This is a genomic window from Micromonospora sp. NPDC005171, assembly GCF_040608575.1.
In the GTDB taxonomy this organism is placed as follows: Bacteria; Actinomycetota; Actinomycetes; order Mycobacteriales; family Micromonosporaceae; genus Micromonospora.
Window position 1 is genome coordinate 227405 of sequence record NZ_JBEXIM010000001.1, and the last position, 17667, is coordinate 245071.

A 17667-nucleotide genomic window follows, 5' to 3' on the forward strand; every position below is an offset into this window, starting at 1 on the left:
CGCTGACCGGCCTGCCGGCCGCCCTCTCGGCATCGTCCACGGGGGTGGTCAGGGTTGTCAGGTGGAATCTGGTCGGAAACAGACGGCAGCGGCACGGACCCGCTCTGGACGGTGAATTCGACCCCGCTCGACGCCGCCATGGTGTCGGCCGTGGAGCTGCGCCTCGTGCTCGCCGCCCGCCAGCGGGAACTGGTCCGCGCCCAGCATCGACTCATCGACCAGTACGCCCAGTTGGAACGACTGGAGGAGCACCGGAGTGCGTCCGGGCACGGCCCGGACGACGTCGTACGGGACTGGACGGAGTTCACCCGGCTGGCCGACCGGCTGAGCGCCGAGGCACCGGACGACTGCCGGGTCCTGCTCGGGATGCCGCCGGACCCGACGACCGCGGAACCCGGCCTGCCTGTGGACGGACGACACCGGACGATCCTCGACCGGCGGCTCCTCGAACTTCCCGGCGGCCTCGACCGCGCCACCGGAGCCACCCACCCCGGAGGTGAGACCCGGATCTTCGCGGCCATCCCCACCACGATGGTGATCTCCGCGAAGATGGCAGTGGTCGCGCCGACCGACACCCACCGGTCGGCCGGCTGGGTGCTGCGCGCGCCGGCGCTCGTCGACCTGGCGGGCCACTACTTCGACAGCCTCTGGCGGCAGGCACAGCCTTTGGCCACCGAGACGACGGCAGGCAGGGACGCCCCGTCGGAGGTGCAGCTGCAGATTCTCCGGCTCGCCGCGCACGGCGCCAAAGACGAGGCCATCGCACGCAGTCTGGGGCGCAGTCCTCGCTGGGTACGCCGGCATTTCGAGCTCCTCTCCGAGCGGCTCGGCGCGTCCAACCGGCTGACCCTCGGGATCGCTGCCGCCCAACGCGGCTGGGTTTGATCTTGCAACTTGTGGACTGCGACCACTTCGCCATCCCCCTTCCGCCTGCCATCTCCGACCATTGGCGTACGCCGATGGAGATCCCGTCGGTGACCGCGCCTCCAGCGCGCTCGTCCAGGGGGAAGGACACACTTGCGAAGGACCGGACTGCGGCAGATCGTCGCCCTCTTCGTAACCGCACTCGCCATTGGTGGCACCATCACCGCGGCGCCCCAGCCGGCTCAAGCCGTCCCGGAAGGCTTCGACCACGTCGTCTACTGGAACAACGTCCTGCTGAAGACCTACCGCGCGGTGGGCGGTCCGCCGACGGTGCTGGCCCGGGCGGGCGCGATGATGCACCTCGCGATGTACGACGCCAGCCTGTCGCTCGGCGGTAGCGGCACCCCGTACATCGCCCGAATCGCAAAGGTGCCCAACTACAGCTACGACCGCAACTGGAACATGGACGTTGCGGCGGTCGATGTCCTGGCCTCCATCTGGCCGAACCGGGACTTCACCAACGACTTCGCCGGCTCCCGCTCCTACCCGCCGATCGGCAATCCCGGACCCGAGGGATGGAGCACGAGTGTCGGCGAGGGCGCGGCACGGAACATCATCAGCGCCCGCGCCAACGACGGCTCGACCAACAACGCCCCGTACACCGCGAGCTTGACCGCCGGCCAGTGGCGACCGACCGGCTCGGGCGCGGCGGCCAGCCCCAACTGGGGAGCGGTCAAGCCGTTCGCCCTCACCTCTGGTGCGCAGTTCCGTCCCCCGCTGCCGGGTGGCTTCACCAACGTCGACACGATGCTCAGAAGCAGCGCCTACGCCGCACAGGTGAACGACGTCAAGAAGTTCGGCTCGGCTACCGCCAGCGCCACCGACCGCACCGCCGACCAGACCCAGGCCGCGTACTTCTGGGCCAACGACCTCGACGGCACCTACAAGCCGCCGGGCCAACTCTTCCGGCACACCCAGATCGTCGCGGCCCAGCTACCCATCGACACCCCCAAGCTGTTTGCCCTCGTGGCGATGGCGATGGCCGACGCCGCCATCGCCGCCTGGGACGCCAAGTACAACACCAGCATCGACCTGTGGCGGCCGGACACCGCGATCGCCGAGCCCGAGACGGACAACAACGCCGCCACAGTGCCCGACGCCGGGTGGGAGCCGCTGTCGGCCGACCGCAACGGCGCCCACTTCTCACCGCCGTTCCCGGCGTACGTATCCGGCCACGCGACCTTCGCCGGCGCCTGGGCCGGCATCATGAAGCGCTATTACGGCACCGACGCGGTCACGTTCACCGCCACCACAGAGGATCCCAACGCGGTCAACGTCACGCGCACCTTCACCAGCTTCAGCGCGGCGGCCGTCGAGAACGCCCGTAGCCGGGTCTGGTTGGGTGTGCACTACCAGTGGGATGCCGACACCGGGCTGAGCGTCGGAGACCAGGTGGCCAACCGGGTCATCAGCACCTACCCGCGGTAGCCGGACCGGCGATCCCGGGCCGTTGGACACCCCGTCGGCCCGGGATCGTCGCACGTCCGGTGCGATGCCGATCGGCACACCCATCGGTGGGCGACCTGGCCTTGACAGCCGTCACCGCGACCCGGGGTCCTAGGCTGTCTGCCATGACCGACCAGCGCGGCGGGGCCGTCGACGAGTCCCGTGTCCTCACCGAGGGGCCGTGGACGCACCGTTTCGTCGGCGCCAACGGCAGCCGGTTCCACGTGGTCGAGGCCGGCACCGGGCCGATGGTGCTCTTCCTGCACGGCTTCCCCGAGCACTGGTGGGCCTGGCACCAGATGCTGCCGGCGGTCGCCGACGCCGGCTTCCGGGCGGTCGCCGTCGACCTGCGCGGCTACGGCGCCAGCGACAAACCACCCCGGGGGTACGACGGCTACACCCTCGCCGCCGACATCGCCGGGCTGATCCGCGCGCTCGGTGAACGATCCACGACGATCGTCGGCAGCGGCCTCGGTGGCATGGTGGCCTGGACGGTGGCCTCGTTCCACCCGTCCCTGGTCCGCCGGCTCGTGGTGCTGGGCGCACCGCACCCGCTGCGACTGCGCGCCGCCATCTTCGCCGACCCGCGCGGGCAGTTCACCGCCTCCACCCCGGCGTTGAAGTTCCAGCTACCCCGGTACGAGCACGTGCTGACCCGCGACGGCGCGGCGGCCGTCGGCGAGATCATGCGCCGCTGGGGCGGCCCACAGTGGGTGGCCGGGTCGGACTTCGAGGCGTACGCCGAGCGGTGCCGGGAGGCGATGTGCATCCCGCAGGCCGCGTTCTGCGCGCTGGAGGGTTACCGCTGGGCGTTCCGGTCACTGCTGCGGCTGCACGGCTACCGGTTCGTCCGCCTGATGCAGAAGCCGCTGTCCACCCCGACCCTGCAACTGCACGGCGCCCTGGACGCCGCCTCCCTGCCGCGGACCGCGCTGGGCTCCGGCCGGTACGTCGTAGCCCCGTACGAGTGGCGGCTGCTCGACGGGGTGGGGCACTTCCCGCACCTGGAGGCACCGGAGCTGGTGCTCGGCGAGATCCTGCGGTGGGCGAAGACCTGACCGGTCAGACCCGCTGCTCCCGCAGGTCGGTGACCTCGGCAGCGGGCGCCCAGCCCTGGTAGACACCGAAGTCGAAGACCTCCAGCCGCATCGCCTCGGCCACCGGCCAGCGACCACCTGTGTATTCCACCCGCAGCCAGGCGTCGTGCTCGCCGAGCACGATGAACGGCTGCCCCTTCCAGGTGCAGGTGGTCCGCACGTACGCCAGGTCCTCGATCTCGTTCGCCGGGAGCACCCGGACGTAGCGGCCCGCGCGGACCTCCTCGAAGCCCTCGCCCGGCTCGGGCTGGTAGAGGCGGATGTTGTCGCCGTCCGGGCTGGCCTGGTATTCCCGGCCCCGCCAACGGGCCACGTAGCCGTCGCGCATCACACCTCCCCGACCCGTCGCCAGGTGACCGAGTCGGTGTCCAGTTCCGCGACCACCCGCTCGGTGCCGTCCGCGCCGATGCGCCAGAGTTGCGCGCCGTGCGGCAGCCGGGCGCTGTCCACCTTGAACTCGGCCACCACGTCGCTGCTCTCGCCCGGGGCGAAGCCGTTGCCCCGGAACGGCGGGCGTTCGATGACCCAGCCCTCCATGGCCCGCATCGCCGGCTCGTTCTGACCGCCGTACGGGATGCGGTAGAGGCTCGGCCGGTGCGCCGGCCAGCGCAGCACGTAGATCTCCTCGGCGTCCGGGGCGAACGGTGAGCCGGGGTAGCTGAGACCCAGCGCGTCGTGCAGCTGGGCCGGGGTGGTCAGGTGGGACAGCTCACCGGCCCGGTGCACGAACCCGGAGACCCGGTCGTAGCCACGATCCAGGTAGTACGCGAGCTGGCTGGGCGCGACCGCCTTCTGCATGACGGTCGGCCGGGTCGGGTCGACCGCCGCTGGGGCGTACCGGGGACGGGCGGCTGGTTCGGCCACGGCCGGCGCTTCCACCTGGTCCACTTCCAGGTCGTCGCCGAGGCCCACCTCCGCGGCCCAGTTGGCCAACGCGACGATCTGCTCACCGGGCAACTTGGCACCGACCGGGGTGCCCGGGTTGACGGCGAACGACCAGTCCTCGTCGGGCCAGCGGCGGATCAGTTGGGCGAACTTCACCCGGACCGTGTCGACGTCCCCCTCGACATGGTCGGCGAGGCGCTCCGCCGAGGTGTAGACCACCACGTACGTCTCGCCGTCGAGCTGCCCGGTCCGCCAGACGAAGCCGGGGTCTCCCGGACGGCTGCCCGGCACCGACTCCGGTACCGCCGGCAGCAGCACCCGGGCCAGCAACAGGGTGGACAGGAAGGTGTCGGTGCTGCCGGAGCCCGCCGCGTTGAGCAGGTCCTCCTCGACCGTGTTGGCAGGTTGAAACTCCACCGGCGCCGGCTCGTCGGCCGGCGGCTGCGGACCGTCGCCGGCGATCATGCTCGCGCCGCTGCCGTCGCCGCCGGCCCGGTCCGTGCCGGTCCAACCGACCGACGAACCACCGTCGGCGCGTTCGTCACCGCGCGGGGCGTCGACCGGATCGGTGGTCCGCATTCCGTTCGCACCCGCATGGCCGGCCTCGGTCGGACCGACAGGGTGCGAAATGGACGGGCTCGGGGCGGGCTGAGCGGTGCTGAACGACACGGGCCCGGACGGGCCGGGGCCGGGAGACGACGGACCGAACAGGCCCGGACCGGAGGGGGCCGAGCCGAACGGTGGCGGGGCGGCCTCGGCGGCGGTGGGCCGGCGGGGCGCCTCGACCGGCGCACCGCTCTCGACCGGGTCGGTGAGGTCGCGGGATTCGATGATGGTGCCCTCGATGACGATGGGCGTGAAGCCGCGGCGCGGCGCGGGTGGCGCGGAGACCGGCTCCGCGACGGACACTGGCAGATCCTCCGCCGGCCCGAACCGGCCCGGCCGGTCCTGGGGGATCGCCTGCGTCTCCTCCGCCGACGGACCGGGTCGCCCAGGTGCGCTGGCCAGTGGAGGCTCACCGGTCATCCGGAACGCGCGGGTGGGCTCCTCGGCCAGCGGGTTGTGCCGGCGCGGAGGCAGCGGCTGGGTGATCTCCTCCCCGGTTGGCGGTGCGCCCACCCCGCGGGGCGCGCCGAGGCCGCCCTCCGGTCGTCGCGTCGGCTGGGTGGCTGCCGGGTCCGCCGCCATCGGAAAGGCCCGCGTCGCGGTCTCGTCGGCCGGCGCATCGGCTGGGCGGCGGCGGGGGAAGGGCTGGCTGCCTCGTCCGAACCGGGTCGGCGGGGCCGCCCGGTCACCGGGACGACCCGCGCTCGAGGCCGGGTCGCGGGCCGGGCTGGGGTCGAAGAAGGAGCGGCGAGGTGCCGCCTGGGGGCCACCGTTGCCGTTGGCCGGGGCGGGGCTGTCGGCGTCGCCCGGCCGGGTCGCTGCAGGCCAGCCCAGGCTCGGCCCGGGCTGATCGGTGGTGGGGCCGGCGGTCGCCAACGGGGTGAACCGGGACGGCCGACCGGTGCGGGGCAGGGCTCCGGTGCCCGGCGTGGGCCGGGGTGGCTCGGTCGGGTGCCGCTGACCGGCGGCAGGCAGGCCCTCGTCGCCGGACCGGCGCGGCGGCTCAGCGGGGAGCGGCGGCCGGGGCGACGGGCCCGGCGCCGGTGGGGCGCCCACCCTGGGGGCCCCGCTCCGGCTGGGCCTGCGGGATGCGAGCGGAGAACTGTCGAGCCCGGACGAGGCCGCCCCGGTCGCCGGGGGCGGTCCAGCGGCTGGCGCGGAGTCCCGAGCCGGCATGCCGGGCCGGGTGCGGCCCAACGTCTCGGCCCGTTCCAGGCGAGCGCGGGCACCCATGGCGCGGCCGGGCAGTCGCACGTCGCCTCGGGACAGCTGCGACACGAACCATGCCGGCAGGTAGCCCTCGACCGGCAGGCCCGGATTGACGGCGAGCCACCACTCGTGGTTGGGCCAGCTGGCCGCGAGGTCGGCGAAGGGGATGCGTCGGTTGCTGCCGGCGTTATCGCCGAGGCAGGCCCGCAGGGCGGCGGCGGAGGTGAAGGCCAGGACGTGGGTCCGGCCGCCGGTGGTCCAGGTGCCCCATCCGGCAGGTGGCTGGCCGGGTTGCGCCGGCGCGGAGACCGGCAGCAGCACATCGGTGCGGGACAGGAGCCGGAAGTAGAGCTCCTGGTCGTTGGCGCGCAGCGCGTCGCGCATCGCCACCTCGGCCTCCGTGGCCGGCTCCCATTCGGTCACGGCCACCTCCCCTTCCGAGAACAGGCCACAGGTATCGCGTACAACCTACAAGGTGGTACCAAGATCACAATGGCAGGCCGGCGGCGGCCTGCCCGGGTGCGCAGGAGGCGATAACATCCCGTTCCGGAGCCGACACGATACGGAGGGTGTCGATGTCCCGATCGATCACGCGCCCGGTCCTCGCAGGTCTGGCCGCCAGCCTGTTGACCGTACCGGCCCTTCCGACCGTCGCCGCCACCGCCGCGCTCCGGGCGGCACCGGCCTGCGCCACCCCACTCGCCCCTGTCCGGCCGGTCGCGGCCACACCCTGGCCACAGCAACGGTACGACCCGGCGCGGCTCGCGCCGCTGGCCACCGGCGTCGGGGTGACCGTCGCGGTGGTCGACTCCGGGGTGGACCGGGTGCACCCGCAGCTGACCGGGCGGGTGCTGGCCGGCGCCGACCTGCTCGACCCCGGCGGGGACGGTGGCCGGGACTGCGCCGGGCACGGCACCGGTGTGGCGAGCATCATCGCGGCGGCACCCCGCCCCGACGTCGCCTTCCGCGGCCTGGCGCCGGGTGTCCGAATTTTGCCGGTGCGGGTGAGTGAGCAGCAGGTGGTGCAGGGGCGGGAGGCGGGGCGTACGGTCAGCGCCGACGAGTTCGCCCTGGCCATCCGGTGGGCCGTCGACAATGACGCCGACGTGGTGAACCTGTCGGTGGTGCTCTACGCGGACGACCCGGAGGTCCGTTCGGCAGTGCGGTACGCGGTCGACCGGGACGTGGTGCTGGTGGCCGCCGCCGGCAACCTGCATGACAGCGGAGACCCCCGACCGTTCCCCGCCGGCTACGACGGGGTGCTCGGTGTGGGCGCGATCGGGGCGGACGGCGGGCTGGCGGCCTTCTCGCAGACCGGCCCGTACGTCGACCTGGTGGCGCCGGGCAGTGAGGTGCTGACCGCCGCACCCGGCGCTGGCCATCATCGGGTCGAAGGCACCAGTTACGCGGCACCCTTCGTGGCCGCCACCGCCGCGTTGCTGCGCGAATACCGGCCGGAGCTGACCGCCGCCCAGGTGGCGGAGCGGATCACCGCCACCGCCGATCCGGCTCCGGGCGCGGGCCGCGGCGGCGGGTACGGCGCCGGGGTGCTGAACCCCTACCGGGCGGTCACCGAGACCAGCGGCGGCCGTGCGGCCGGAGGCCGGCCGGTCGCCGCGCTCGCCGACGATCGGGTCGACCCGGCGCAGCTCGCCCGCCAGGCCCGCCGGGCCGCGGCGAGGGACCGAGCCCTGCTGGTCGGCGCGGTGGCCGGCATGACGGCGGTCACCGTGGTGCTGCTCGCCCTGGTGCTGCCCCGGGGCGCGCGTCGACGCTGGCGCCCGGCCGGCCCAGCCTGAGCCCACCCACGCATTGCCTGAACCCGCCCACGCACCGCCTGAAGCCACCCGCACACGGCCTGAGCCCGCCCGCACACCGCCTGAACCCGCCCGCGGATGGCCTGAACCCGCCCGCGCCCGGCCCTGGCCTTCGGCCGGCTGTGGGCGGGGCGCTGACCCGGACACGGTCAGCGCTCCCGGCCCACATCGCTCACTGGAACAGCCCGGTGTTCTTCTTCTCGGTGTCCAGGTAGTCGGTGGCGGAGTCGTTCACCGCCAACCGGATGTCACGCAGCATGCCCTGCAGGTCCTGCGAGGCCGAGCGCCACTTCGCCTGCCGCTGCTCGTAGGCCTGCCGCGCCTCGCCCGTCCAGCTCGCCACCAGCGGGGCGGCGTCGCGTTCGAGTTGGCCGAGTTGCGCGTCGAGGGTGTTCAACGCCTTTTGAATGTCAGCGCCGGCCTGCTGCAGCGCGGCGAAGTTGACGACCAGCACACCATGGTCCATCGGTTTCCCTCCCCAGCGGGATCAGAGCGGCAACTGGATGCCGCCGCGGTTGGTGCCGGCCACCCGGCTGGACACCTCGTCGTCGGACACGTCGTACTGCCGACCGGCGGTGCGGATCGCCCCGGCAGTCTCCCGCAGAGCGCGGTGCAGCGCCGCCTGGTCCTGTGACCACTGCTGCTTGACCTGCTCGAACGACCGGCCACCAGCGCCACGCCAGGCTTGCTGCAACACCTCCAGCTCGGCCAGCAGGCCGGTCAGCATGGATTGCAACGACTGGTCCACCTGCTCGAACTTCGCAGCGGTCTGCTGCATCACCGCTGCTTCTGCCTTGGTTTGGGACACCCGGACGTCACCTCGTCTCTCGGATCGCACCTGGCCGTCGACGCGCCGCACGGTGGGCGACGCGTCGTCGCTTGGCCCGGTCGTCGAGCACTGAGACACGGGTCAGCGAAGGACTTCGTGGCTGACGGTAGCGACCTCGTAGCAGTTCTGCTACCCCACTGGCTTCCCCTGTGGACAACCGGCGTGGCCATCGGTCGCTTACGATGTGCCGCAGCCACGTCGCGGCGCGTGACGGGCCGCCGGAGGGCGGCCGGCCGCCCGACCCGGTCCCCACTGGTCGAGGAGGCACGGTGCCGGCGATCACCACCGGAGGGCCGCACCCGCCGACCCCGGTCGGGTCCGAGGCCGGTGCCTCCCCACGGGCGATCGGGGCGGGCCGACCCACCGACCGCGGCCCGGGGTCGGCCGATCAGCAGCGCATCCCCCGTCGCCGGTCGCCGGTGGCCCGCTGGGTCGCGCTCGGCCGTTGCGTGGGCACCGGAGCGCGAGCCGGCCAACTGGTCACCGCACAGGTCGCGGCGGCGCTCGTCCTCGTCGCCCTCGGCCGACCCGCACCTGTCGTCGCGGTGGCCGTACTGGTGGCCGTGCTGCTGGTGGCGGCCGCCTGGGTGCCGGTTCGGGGGCGGTGGCTCTTCGAGTGGCTGGGCACCGCCCTCGCACACCTCACCCGCCGACGGGCGCTGACCGGGCCGGCCGGAGCGGCCGAACTGCTCGACCTGGTCGCCCCGGGCACCGTCGTCCGCTCGACGGAGCTGACCGGCGGGCCGGCGGCCGTCCTGGAGGACACCACAGGCATGGTCGCGCTCCTGGAGCTCGGCGACCCTGGTGACCTGCTGGGCGACGCGTCCCAGGCGATTCCCGCCCCGGCCGCGTTGCTCCCCCCGGCCGGGCCGGACCAGCCCCCGCTGCTGGTCCAACTGCTGCTCGCCGGTGCGCCGGCACCGGTGCCGAGCGCCGGTGGGACGGTCGGCACGTCGTACCGGCAGCTCACCGACGGGCGGCTCGCCGGTCGTGAACGGGCTGTGGTGGCGGTCCGGGTGCTGCGGGTCAACGGGTGGTCCGAGGAGGACCTGCGCCGGATACTCGCCGGCACGGTCCGTCGGATCGTCCGCCGGCTCGGGCCGTTGGCGGCGCGGCCACTCGGGGTGCCCGCGGCGCTGCGCGTCCTGGGCGAGCTGGCCCACCACGACGGTGAACAGGTCCGGGAGTCCTGGCCGGCGATCCGGTCCGGTGCCCTGGTCCAGGCCACCTTCCGACTGATCCAGTGGCCCGACGCGGGCGCTGCGGCCGGACGCCGGCTGGTGCCCCGCCTGCTCGCGCTGCCGGCGACGGCCACGACTGTGTCGATCTGTTCAGGTCCGTCAGCGGCGACGTCGACGTCGCCGCTGACCACCGGAGTGCCGACCGAGCTGACGGTACGCCTGGCCGCCGCGACGGCGACCGAGTTGGCGGCGGCCACCGAGGCGCTGACCCGCCTGGTGACCGACCTGGGTGGAAAGCTACGCCGGCTCGACGGCGACCACCTGAGCGGGCTGGCCGCCACGCTGCCGTTGGCGCTTACGGCACCCGCGGGGCAGCAGCGTCCACAGCAACCCGGCCCAGCGGTGACCGACTGGGAGCTGTCGCTGGGCGACGCGGGCATGATGGTCGGCACCAACCGGCACGGCCGAGCCGTCACCGTGCGACTGTTCCGGCCGGAGAGCACCCGCGTGCTGCTGGTCGGCGGAGTGCGCGCAGCCCAACTGGTGGCCCTTCGCGCGCTGGCGCTCGGTGCGCTGGTGGTGGTGCAGACCGCCCGGCCGCGCGCCTGGGAACCGTTCATCCGGGGGGTTGGTGCGCCGGGCGGCACGATCCCGTTGCTCCCGCCCGGTCGGGCGGTCGCCGACGGGGTGGGGACCGCGCTGCGTCCGTTGCTGCTGATCGTCGACGCCGGGCCGGCGCCGGCCGAGGCCGCGCCGGGCCCACCGTGGCGGGCCACCCTTGTGGTACGCGACGAGCTGACCCCGGCCGATGTGGACGCGTTGAGCCGGGCCGACCTGGCGTTGCTGCAGCCGCTGACCTCCGCCGAGGCGACCCTGGCCGGGGCCGCGCTGGGGCTGGGCGGCTCGGCCGAGTGGCTGACCCGGATCCGGGAGGACATGGTGGCCGTTGTCAACCGGCGGGCGCTGCGCTGGGCGCTGCTCTCCCCCACTCCGATCGAGGCGCAGCTGATCGGGCCGCCGACGCGCGGCTGATCGACCGGGATGGTCAGCTGGCGGGTTACGTCGGTGCGGTGTCCGTGGCACGATCCCCGCCATGGGTTTTCTGAAAGGTCTGCTGATTCGGCTGGCCAGCACAGCTCTGGCTTTCTGGCTGGCCACACTCCTGATCCCGGGCATCTCCCTGGATTCGAACTCCGCCACCGAGACCGTCACCACGCTGCTCCTGGTGGCGGTGATCTTCGGCGTGGTCAACGCGGTTCTCCAGCCGATCATCAAGACCGTCGGTTGTGGCTTCTACCTGCTGACCCTGGGTCTCATCGCCCTGGTGGTGAACGGGCTGCTCTTCCTGCTCACCAGCTGGATCGCCGACCAGGCCGGGCTGCCGTTCTCGGTGGACGGTTTCTGGCCGGCAGCCGTGCTCGGCGCCCTCTTCGTGAGCATCGTGACCTGGATCCTCGGCGCCGTCCTCGACCGGGACTGACCGCCGACCAGCCAGCACCGACCCGGTCCGTCCGGGGCCCCGACCTCGGCCGGGGCCCCGGCGGGCCGATGACCAGAGTTCGGGAATTCGCCAGCCTCACTGCCCATCTCGACGGTTAGCGTCGCGTCATGTTCTCGCTCACCTGTTCCGACGGTCACCTGCTCAGCACCGATCCGGCGCGGATCGACCTGGACCTGGTGCACCACTGGTTGTCCACCGACGCGTACTGGGCGCTCGGACGAGACCGGGAGACCACCGAGCGGGCGTTCGCCGGCTCCCTGCCGTTCGGCGTCTACCGACCGGAGGACGGCCGCCAGGTGGCGGTGGCCCGGGTCGTCACGGACAGCGCCACCTTCGCCTGGCTCTGCGACGTGTACGTCGACCGGGCCGCCCGGGGTCGCGGGCTGGGCGGGTGGCTGGCCGGCGCGGTCCGCGACCACCTGGACGAGCTGGGCGTACGCCGGATCCTGCTCTGCACCAACGACGCCCACCAGGTGTACGCGGGGGTGGGCTTCACCCCGCTGGACGCGCCGCAGCGGTGGATGCAGCTGGACCGGCGGCCCCCGGTGACCCCGATCACCGGAAAGGAACAAAACAGCACTACGCCCCTTACGGTGGAGGCGTGACGCCACTCCGTCTGGGATACCTCTACGGCCTCGGCGCGTACCTGCTCTGGGGTTTCTTTCCGCTCTACCTGAAGCTGCTGCGACCCGCCGGCCCGCTGGAGATCCTGGCCCACCGGATCGTCTGGTCGGTGATCTTCGTGGCCCTGCTGCTGGCGGCGCTGCGCAACGTCGGCTTCCTGCGGGCACTGCTGCGCCGCCCCTGGGCGGTGGCGGGGATCGTCGCCGCCGCCGCGCTGATCGCTGTCAACTGGGGCACCTACATTTACGGGGTCAACTCCGACCGGGTGGTGGAGACCGCGCTCGGCTACTTCATCAACCCGCTGGTCGTGGTGCTGCTGGGGGTGACGGTGCTCCGGGAGCGGCTGCGCCCGGCGCAGTGGGTGGCGCTGGGGATCGGCGCGTCAGCGGTCGTTGTGCTCACCGTGGACTACGGCCGGCTGCCGTGGCTGGCGTTGACCCTCGCGTTCAGTTTCGCCGGCTACGGCCTGGTCAAGAAGCGGCTCGGGCTGCCGGCGGCGGAGGGACTCTTCGTCGAGTCGGCGGTGCTGGCATTGCCGGCTCTGGGTTATCTCGCCTGGCTGATGGCGAGGGCCGACCTGACCTTCGGGCACGTCTCGGCCGGGCACACCGCGCTGCTGGTGCTGGCCGGCGCGGCCACCGCGATTCCGCTGCTGATGTTCGCCGGGGCGGCCAACCGACTGCCGCTGAGCAGCCTCGGCATGATCCAGTACCTGGCGCCGATCCTTCAGCTCGGCTGCGGAGTGCTGATCTTCCACGAGCCGATGCCGCCGGCCCGGCTGGCCGGCTTCGCGCTGGTCTGGCTGGCCCTGATCGTCTTCACCGCCGACGCCGTCCGAACCTCCCGCCGCACCCGCCGCACCCGCCAACCCACCCAGCTCCCCACTCCCCTCCCCACCCCCTGACCCCGCAATCTTGCAGTTCCGGTCGTCGATATGCCGTGTGACGGGGCCAGAAAGTGCAAGATCGCGCAGGACCGGGGGCGGGTTGGTCAGGGGACCGCGTAGGTCAGGAGTGGGGTGCCGTCGGCTTTCTGCAGCTCCACGCTCACCAGTTCGGCGTCGGTGAACCTGGTGGCGCCGGTGAAGCTGAGGTCGTCGCCGGGGGCGGCCAGCCAGGAGCCGATCTGCTCGGTGGCACCGTTCGGGCCGCGCGCCACCAGCCGGAACGGGTACGCCTTGCCGTAGCTCGTCCGCGCGTCGTACCCGCAGCGCATTTTCACCTCGGTGCCCCACTTGGTGCCGGTGAGCCCGAGGTCGGCGTGCACCGGCCCGGCGGCGGCCACCGGTCGCATGGCGACCATCGACACCTGCGGGGCCGGTGTGCCGGGCGGCCCGGAGGGGTTACCCGGTCGAGGCAGCACCACGGCGGTGCCCACACCGACCAGCAGCGCCAGCCCGGCGGCGGCCAGTGTGGTCAGTGCGTACCGTCGGCGGTCCGCGACGCGTTCCCGACGCCGGCGCTGACGGGCCTCGTCGAGCAGCGCGGGCACCCGGGGTGGGGCCGGCGGCGGCAGGATCTGCTCCAACCCCGCCGGGTCGAGGCGCCCGAGCAACCCGGGCAGGACGGCGATCTCGGCGACCGCCTCCCGGCACGAGGCGCAGCCGCCGAGGTGCCGCTCGTAGGCCGCCCGCTCGGCGGGGGCCAGGGCACCCAGCACGTACGCGCCGTCGTCGTACGCGAACTCGCACCGGGTCATCCCGTCACCCCCATCTCGGCCAGGACCAACCGTAGAGACCGCAGCGCGTAGTGGGTGCGGGACTTCACGGTCCCTGGCGGTACGCCCAGGCGGGACGCCGCCTCGGCCACCGACCGCCCCTGGTAGAAGCACTCGACCAGTACTTCCCGGTGGGTCGGGCTGAGCCGGTTCAGCGCCTCGGCGACGGTCCACGCCTCCACCGCACGTTCGGCCTCGTCGATCGCCTCGGGCGGTTCGGGCAGGTCGTCGGTGAACACCTCGCCGACCCGGGTGGATCGTCGCCGCCAGGCGTCGATGGCCAGGTTGCGGGCGGTGGTGAACAGCCAGGACCGTACCGATCCGCGCGTCGGGTCGAGTGACTCCGGATGTCGCCAGGCCCGCAGCAGCGTTTCCTGCACCAGGTCCTCGGCCCGCTGCCGGTCCCCGTTGACCAGCCGCAGGGCATGGGCGTACAGCGCCTCCGCGTGCTCGTCGTGCAGCGCGCGCAGCAGTTGGGCGTCGTGGTCGCTGATGGCGGTCTCCTCGCTTCCGGCGCGCGTCCGGCGGTGCGTCCGCTCGGGAATACGTGCGGTCACGCCGATCGGTTCAGACCGAGGTCAGACCGCTTGCCTGCTGGGTGCCACCCAAGGAGGTGTTCATGCCCGGTTCACATCGTGGCCGACGAGCGCTCACCACGTCCTCCTAGCGTCCGGCTGGTATGCCCCCTGTCGTGCCACCGACTTCTCTGGAGGCCACTCCCATGAGCGACCGTCCCCGGCTGCTCCCCTTGTTGAACGGCACCCGCCATGGCACCCGTGACGCCATGACCTGTCTGTACCGGTGCGGGAACGCGTGCGACCACCCGGTGCCGAACACCTCCGACAACGCGTACTTCGGTGACGTGGTGAACGCCGAGGTCTCGCGGCGTGGCGTGGTCCGGGCGGGCGCGGTCGGCGCGCTGGTGCTCGGTTTCGGCGGCACGGCAGCCGGTGCGCTCGCCGGTGCGGCCCCGGCCATGGCGGCCCCGACCACCCCGGACGTTCCGGAGGCCTTCGGCTTCGGCCGCCCCAGCACCGGCGTCGGCAGCGGCGCGCTGACCTTCAAACCGATCCCACCGAACAAGCTGGACGCCCTGGTCGTGCCGAACGGCTACGACCACGCCGTCGTGATCAAGTGGGGTGACCCGGTGCTGCCGGGCGCACCGGAGTTCAACCTGCACCACCAGACAGCCGCCGCGCAGTCCAAGCAGTTCGGCTACAACAACGACTTCGTGGGCGTGCTGCCGCTGGACAGGCAGGGCAAGCGGGCGCTGCTCGTGGTCAACCACGAGTACACAAACGAGGACCTGATGTTCCCGGGCTTCCCCGGCCTGGACGGGCTCTCCGTGGAGCAGCTGCGCACCGCCATGGCCGCGCACGGCATGTCCGTGGTGGAGCTGGAGCGGGTCGCCGGCACCGGGCAGTGGCGGCCGGTCGACAAGGGTCCGCGGCCGTACAACCGGCGGGTCACCGCGCTGAGCACCAAGTTCGACCTGACCGGCCCGGCCGCCGGCTCGGCCTGGCTGAAGACCGCCGCCGACCCCAAGGGCCGCACTGTCGTCGGCACGCTCAACAACTGCGCCGGTGGCGTGACCCCGTGGGGCACTGTGCTCTCCGGTGAGGAGAACTTCAACCAGTACTTCGTCGGCGCCGACGCCGCCCCGGCCGAGCTGAAGCCGAAGCTGGACCGCTACGGCATCAGCACCGCCAGCCGTTACCCCAGCGGCAGCCGCAAGTGGGAGCGCGCGGACGAGCGCTTCGACCTGGCGAAGCACCCCAACGAGGCACACCGGTTCGGCTGGGTCGTCGAGATCGACCCGTTCGACCCGGAGAGCCGCCCGCGCAAGCACACCGCGATGGGCCGGTTCAAGCACGAGGGCGCCAACGTGATCGTCGCGAAGGACGGTCACGTGGTCGCGTACATGGGCGACGACGAGCGGTTCGACTACCTCTACAAGTTCGTCTCGGACAAGAAGTTCATGAAGGGCAACTCCTGGGCTGCCCGCAAGCACAACCTGACCCTGCTGGAGTCCGGCACGCTCTACGTGGCGAAGCTCGACCAGACCAGCGCCGCCGAGATCGACGGCTCGGGCAAGCTCCCCACCGACGGCGCGTTCAACGGCCGGGGTCGCTGGATCAAGCTGGTCAGCGGCAACCGGTCGTTCGTCGACGGAATGACGGCCGCGGACGTGCTGACCTTCACCCGGGTCGCCGGTGACAAGGTCGGCGCGACCAAGATGGACCGCCCCGAGGACGTCGAGCCGAGCCTGCTCACCGGCAAGGTGTACGTGGCGCTGACGAACAACACCAACCGCGGTGTCGGCAGCAACCCGAAGGCGGACGAGGCCAACCCGCGCACCGCCAACAAGCACGGGCAGATCCTGGAGCTGGTCGAGGACCGCAACGACAACGCCTCGGAGACCTTCGCCTGGTCGCTGCCGATCGTCTGCGGCGACCCGACCGACCCGTCGACCTTCTTCGCCGGGTACGACAAGACCAAGGTCTCCCCGATCTCCTGCCCGGACAACGTCGCCTTCGACGCCACCGGCAACCTCTGGATCTCCACCGACGGCAACGCGCTGGGCAGCAACGACGGCCTGTTCGCCACCGCCGTGGAGGGTCCGGAGCGGGGTCACCTCAAGCAGTTCCTCACCGTGCCGCTCGGCGCGGAGACCTGCGGTCCGTTCATCACCGGCGACAACCGCTCGGTCTTCGTCGCGGTGCAGCACCCGGGCGAGATCACCGGGGCCTCGGTGGAGAACCCGGCCTCGAACTGGCCGGACGGTGACTACGCCAAGCCGGGCGTGGTGGTCACCTGGCGCCTCGACGGCGGCCCGGTGGGCAGCTGACGTTGCTCCGGCGGTCCGGCGCTGGACCGCCCCGAGAGGCCCTCTCCCAGCCCGGGAGAGGGCCTCTCGTCGGTCAGTTGTCGGCGGCGATGCCGTCGGCCACGCTGCGGGCCACTGTGAGCAGCTTGGCGCGTACCACCCGGGCGGAGGTCATCATCTCGCTTGCCGGCAACGCGCAGGCCAGCACGACCCGGCGTTCCATGTCCTTGTCCGGCGCGACGAGCACCGCCGCGCAGGCCACCCCCTGCCGGAACTGCCCCATCTCCAGCTGCATGCCGCGCCGGTCGCCGGCGGCCAGGTCGGCCTCGAAACTCTCGGTGGTGGTCAGGGTGGCGGTGGTGAACGGGCGCATGCCGTATTCGCGCAGATAGCGGTAGCGCTGGTCGGTCGTGAGGGTGGCGAGCAGCGACTTGCCGAGCGCCGTCGCGTGCGCCCCTTCGTCGAACCCGGGGACCAGGTCTTCCAGGTAGGGCGAGCGGTGCCCCTCGGCGACCGCGGTGAGCGCCACCTGACCGCCGACGAACCGACCGAGGTAGTGGCTGTAGCCGGTGTCCAGGGCGGCCCGCCGCAGCGTCTCACCGACCGCCGGTGGGCCCCGGAACGCCGTCACCAGCTCGCGGTACCGGTCGGCCACCTCCAACCCCACGATGTACGTGCCGTCCTCGCGACGGATCACGTAGCCCTCGTAGGCGAGGGTGCGGACCAGGTGGTAGGTGGTGGCCACGGTCAGCTCGCAGCGCCGGGCGATCTGCTTGACGGTCAGGCCCTTCGGGGCGCGACCGACCGACTCCAGCACCCGTAGCGCTCGGGACACGCTGCGAATCAGGTCCGAAGGTTCTGCCAAGGGGTCGCGCACAACCACCTCCGCCGCCGGGGACTTACACCATATGAAAAACAGGCCCGGTGCGAAATGCCTGTTCGGGTCGAGGATGCCAGATCACCATCCACAGCTAGTGCCCCGACAGTCACCAGGAGTGCTCTGAG

The 17667-nt window shown here is 72.5% G+C and carries 16 protein-coding genes; 9 read left to right on the forward strand and 7 right to left on the reverse strand.

Translation table 11 applies throughout. The features are described 5' to 3' along the window. The first annotated feature begins 111 nt into the window (after nucleotides 1-111). The 3 genes from ABZU74_RS01015 (at nucleotide 112) to ABZU74_RS01025 (ending at nucleotide 3428) form a co-directional block, all read left to right on the forward strand. Complete coding sequence (locus ABZU74_RS01015; RefSeq protein ID WP_355416804.1) at nucleotides 112-885, forward strand: helix-turn-helix domain-containing protein; 774 nt, start codon at nucleotides 112-114, stop codon at nucleotides 883-885. Nucleotides 886-1017: 132 nt separating this feature from the next. Continuing rightward, nucleotides 1018-2352, forward strand: a complete 1335-nt coding sequence (locus tag ABZU74_RS01020; RefSeq protein WP_355416807.1) for a phosphatase PAP2 family protein — start codon at nucleotides 1018-1020, stop codon at nucleotides 2350-2352. A gap of 143 nt (nucleotides 2353-2495) precedes the next feature. Next, on the forward strand, nucleotides 2496-3428 hold the full coding sequence (locus tag ABZU74_RS01025; RefSeq protein ID WP_355416810.1) for an alpha/beta hydrolase: 933 nt from the start codon (nucleotides 2496-2498) through the stop codon (nucleotides 3426-3428). Nucleotides 3429-3432: 4 nt separating this feature from the next. Here the strand turns inward: ABZU74_RS01025 and ABZU74_RS01030 are convergent, their stop codons facing one another. Beyond that, nucleotides 3433-3798, reverse strand: coding sequence for a hypothetical protein (locus ABZU74_RS01030; protein WP_355416813.1), 366 nt, complete (start codon nucleotides 3796-3798; stop codon nucleotides 3433-3435). Beyond that, complete coding sequence (locus ABZU74_RS01035; RefSeq protein WP_355416816.1) at nucleotides 3795-6590, reverse strand: SseB family protein; 2796 nt, start codon at nucleotides 6588-6590, stop codon at nucleotides 3795-3797. The genes ABZU74_RS01030 and ABZU74_RS01035 overlap by 4 nt, the downstream gene beginning before the upstream one ends. A gap of 152 nt (nucleotides 6591-6742) precedes the next feature. Here ABZU74_RS01035 and mycP point away from each other — a divergent pair, with 152 nt between their 5' ends. After that, the gene (gene mycP / locus ABZU74_RS01040; RefSeq protein ID WP_355416819.1) at nucleotides 6743-7966 is read left to right on the forward strand and encodes a type VII secretion-associated serine protease mycosin; all 1224 of its coding nucleotides are present in this window, start codon (nucleotides 6743-6745) and stop codon (nucleotides 7964-7966) included. 190 nt (nucleotides 7967-8156) lie between these two features. Here mycP and ABZU74_RS01045 read toward each other — a convergent pair whose 3' ends face one another. After that, the gene (locus ABZU74_RS01045) at nucleotides 8157-8450 is read right to left on the reverse strand and encodes a WXG100 family type VII secretion target (RefSeq protein ID WP_091395513.1); all 294 of its coding nucleotides are present in this window, start codon (nucleotides 8448-8450) and stop codon (nucleotides 8157-8159) included. A gap of 21 nt (nucleotides 8451-8471) precedes the next feature. Further along, entirely contained in the window at nucleotides 8472-8792 is a 321-nt protein-coding gene (locus tag ABZU74_RS01050) for a WXG100 family type VII secretion target (protein WP_030486283.1), read from the reverse strand. 290 nt (nucleotides 8793-9082) lie between these two features. On the opposite strand from ABZU74_RS01050, the gene eccE reads away from it, so the two are divergent. From eccE to rarD, 4 genes are all read left to right on the forward strand, one after another. Next, nucleotides 9083-11026 carry a type VII secretion protein EccE gene (eccE, locus tag ABZU74_RS01055; RefSeq protein WP_355416823.1) on the forward strand — a complete coding sequence of 648 codons (1944 nt, stop codon included), beginning with the start codon at nucleotides 9083-9085 and terminating at the stop codon, nucleotides 11024-11026. Between the two features lie 61 nt (nucleotides 11027-11087). Beyond that, nucleotides 11088-11474 (forward strand): phage holin family protein, encoded by a 387-nt coding sequence (locus ABZU74_RS01060; RefSeq protein WP_091395522.1) that lies wholly within the window; start codon nucleotides 11088-11090, stop codon nucleotides 11472-11474. A gap of 128 nt (nucleotides 11475-11602) precedes the next feature. Continuing rightward, nucleotides 11603-12100, forward strand: coding sequence for a GNAT family N-acetyltransferase (locus ABZU74_RS01065; protein WP_355416826.1), 498 nt, complete (start codon nucleotides 11603-11605; stop codon nucleotides 12098-12100). Next, nucleotides 12097-13023 carry an EamA family transporter RarD gene (gene rarD, locus ABZU74_RS01070; RefSeq protein ID WP_355416829.1) on the forward strand — a complete coding sequence of 309 codons (927 nt, stop codon included), beginning with the start codon at nucleotides 12097-12099 and terminating at the stop codon, nucleotides 13021-13023. The genes ABZU74_RS01065 and rarD overlap by 4 nt, the downstream gene beginning before the upstream one ends. Before the next feature lie 86 nt (nucleotides 13024-13109). Here the strand turns inward: rarD and ABZU74_RS01075 are convergent, their stop codons facing one another. Then, nucleotides 13110-13817, reverse strand: coding sequence for a zf-HC2 domain-containing protein (locus ABZU74_RS01075; protein WP_355416832.1), 708 nt, complete (start codon nucleotides 13815-13817; stop codon nucleotides 13110-13112). After that, the gene (locus ABZU74_RS01080; protein WP_091395533.1) at nucleotides 13814-14329 is read right to left on the reverse strand and encodes a sigma-70 family RNA polymerase sigma factor; all 516 of its coding nucleotides are present in this window, start codon (nucleotides 14327-14329) and stop codon (nucleotides 13814-13816) included. Before ABZU74_RS01080 ends, ABZU74_RS01075 begins: the two co-directional genes overlap by 4 nt. 227 nt (nucleotides 14330-14556) lie before the next feature. Here ABZU74_RS01080 and ABZU74_RS01085 point away from each other — a divergent pair, with 227 nt between their 5' ends. Next, nucleotides 14557-16683 (forward strand): PhoX family phosphatase, encoded by a 2127-nt coding sequence (locus ABZU74_RS01085; RefSeq protein ID WP_355416835.1) that lies wholly within the window; start codon nucleotides 14557-14559, stop codon nucleotides 16681-16683. A gap of 73 nt (nucleotides 16684-16756) precedes the next feature. Here ABZU74_RS01085 and ABZU74_RS01090 read toward each other — a convergent pair whose 3' ends face one another. Continuing rightward, nucleotides 16757-17539, reverse strand: a complete 783-nt coding sequence (locus ABZU74_RS01090) for an IclR family transcriptional regulator C-terminal domain-containing protein (protein WP_238660324.1) — start codon at nucleotides 17537-17539, stop codon at nucleotides 16757-16759. Between the last annotated feature and the right edge of the window lie 128 nt (nucleotides 17540-17667).

Coding starts and splice junctions, on each gene's coding strand:
- ABZU74_RS01025 (WP_355416810.1), top strand. CDS start 2,496: ATGACCGACCAGCGCGGCGGGGCCGTCGACGAGTCCCGTGTCCTCACC.
- mycP (WP_355416819.1), top strand. CDS start 6,743: ATGTCCCGATCGATCACGCGCCCGGTCCTCGCAGGTCTGGCCGCCAGC.
- ABZU74_RS01045 (WP_091395513.1), bottom strand. CDS start 8,450: ATGGACCATGGTGTGCTGGTCGTCAACTTCGCCGCGCTGCAGCAGGCC.
- ABZU74_RS01060 (WP_091395522.1), top strand. CDS start 11,088: ATGGGTTTTCTGAAAGGTCTGCTGATTCGGCTGGCCAGCACAGCTCTG.
- ABZU74_RS01065 (WP_355416826.1), top strand. CDS start 11,603: ATGTTCTCGCTCACCTGTTCCGACGGTCACCTGCTCAGCACCGATCCG.
- ABZU74_RS01075 (WP_355416832.1), bottom strand. CDS start 13,817: ATGACCCGGTGCGAGTTCGCGTACGACGACGGCGCGTACGTGCTGGGT.
- ABZU74_RS01085 (WP_355416835.1), top strand. CDS start 14,557: ATGAGCGACCGTCCCCGGCTGCTCCCCTTGTTGAACGGCACCCGCCAT.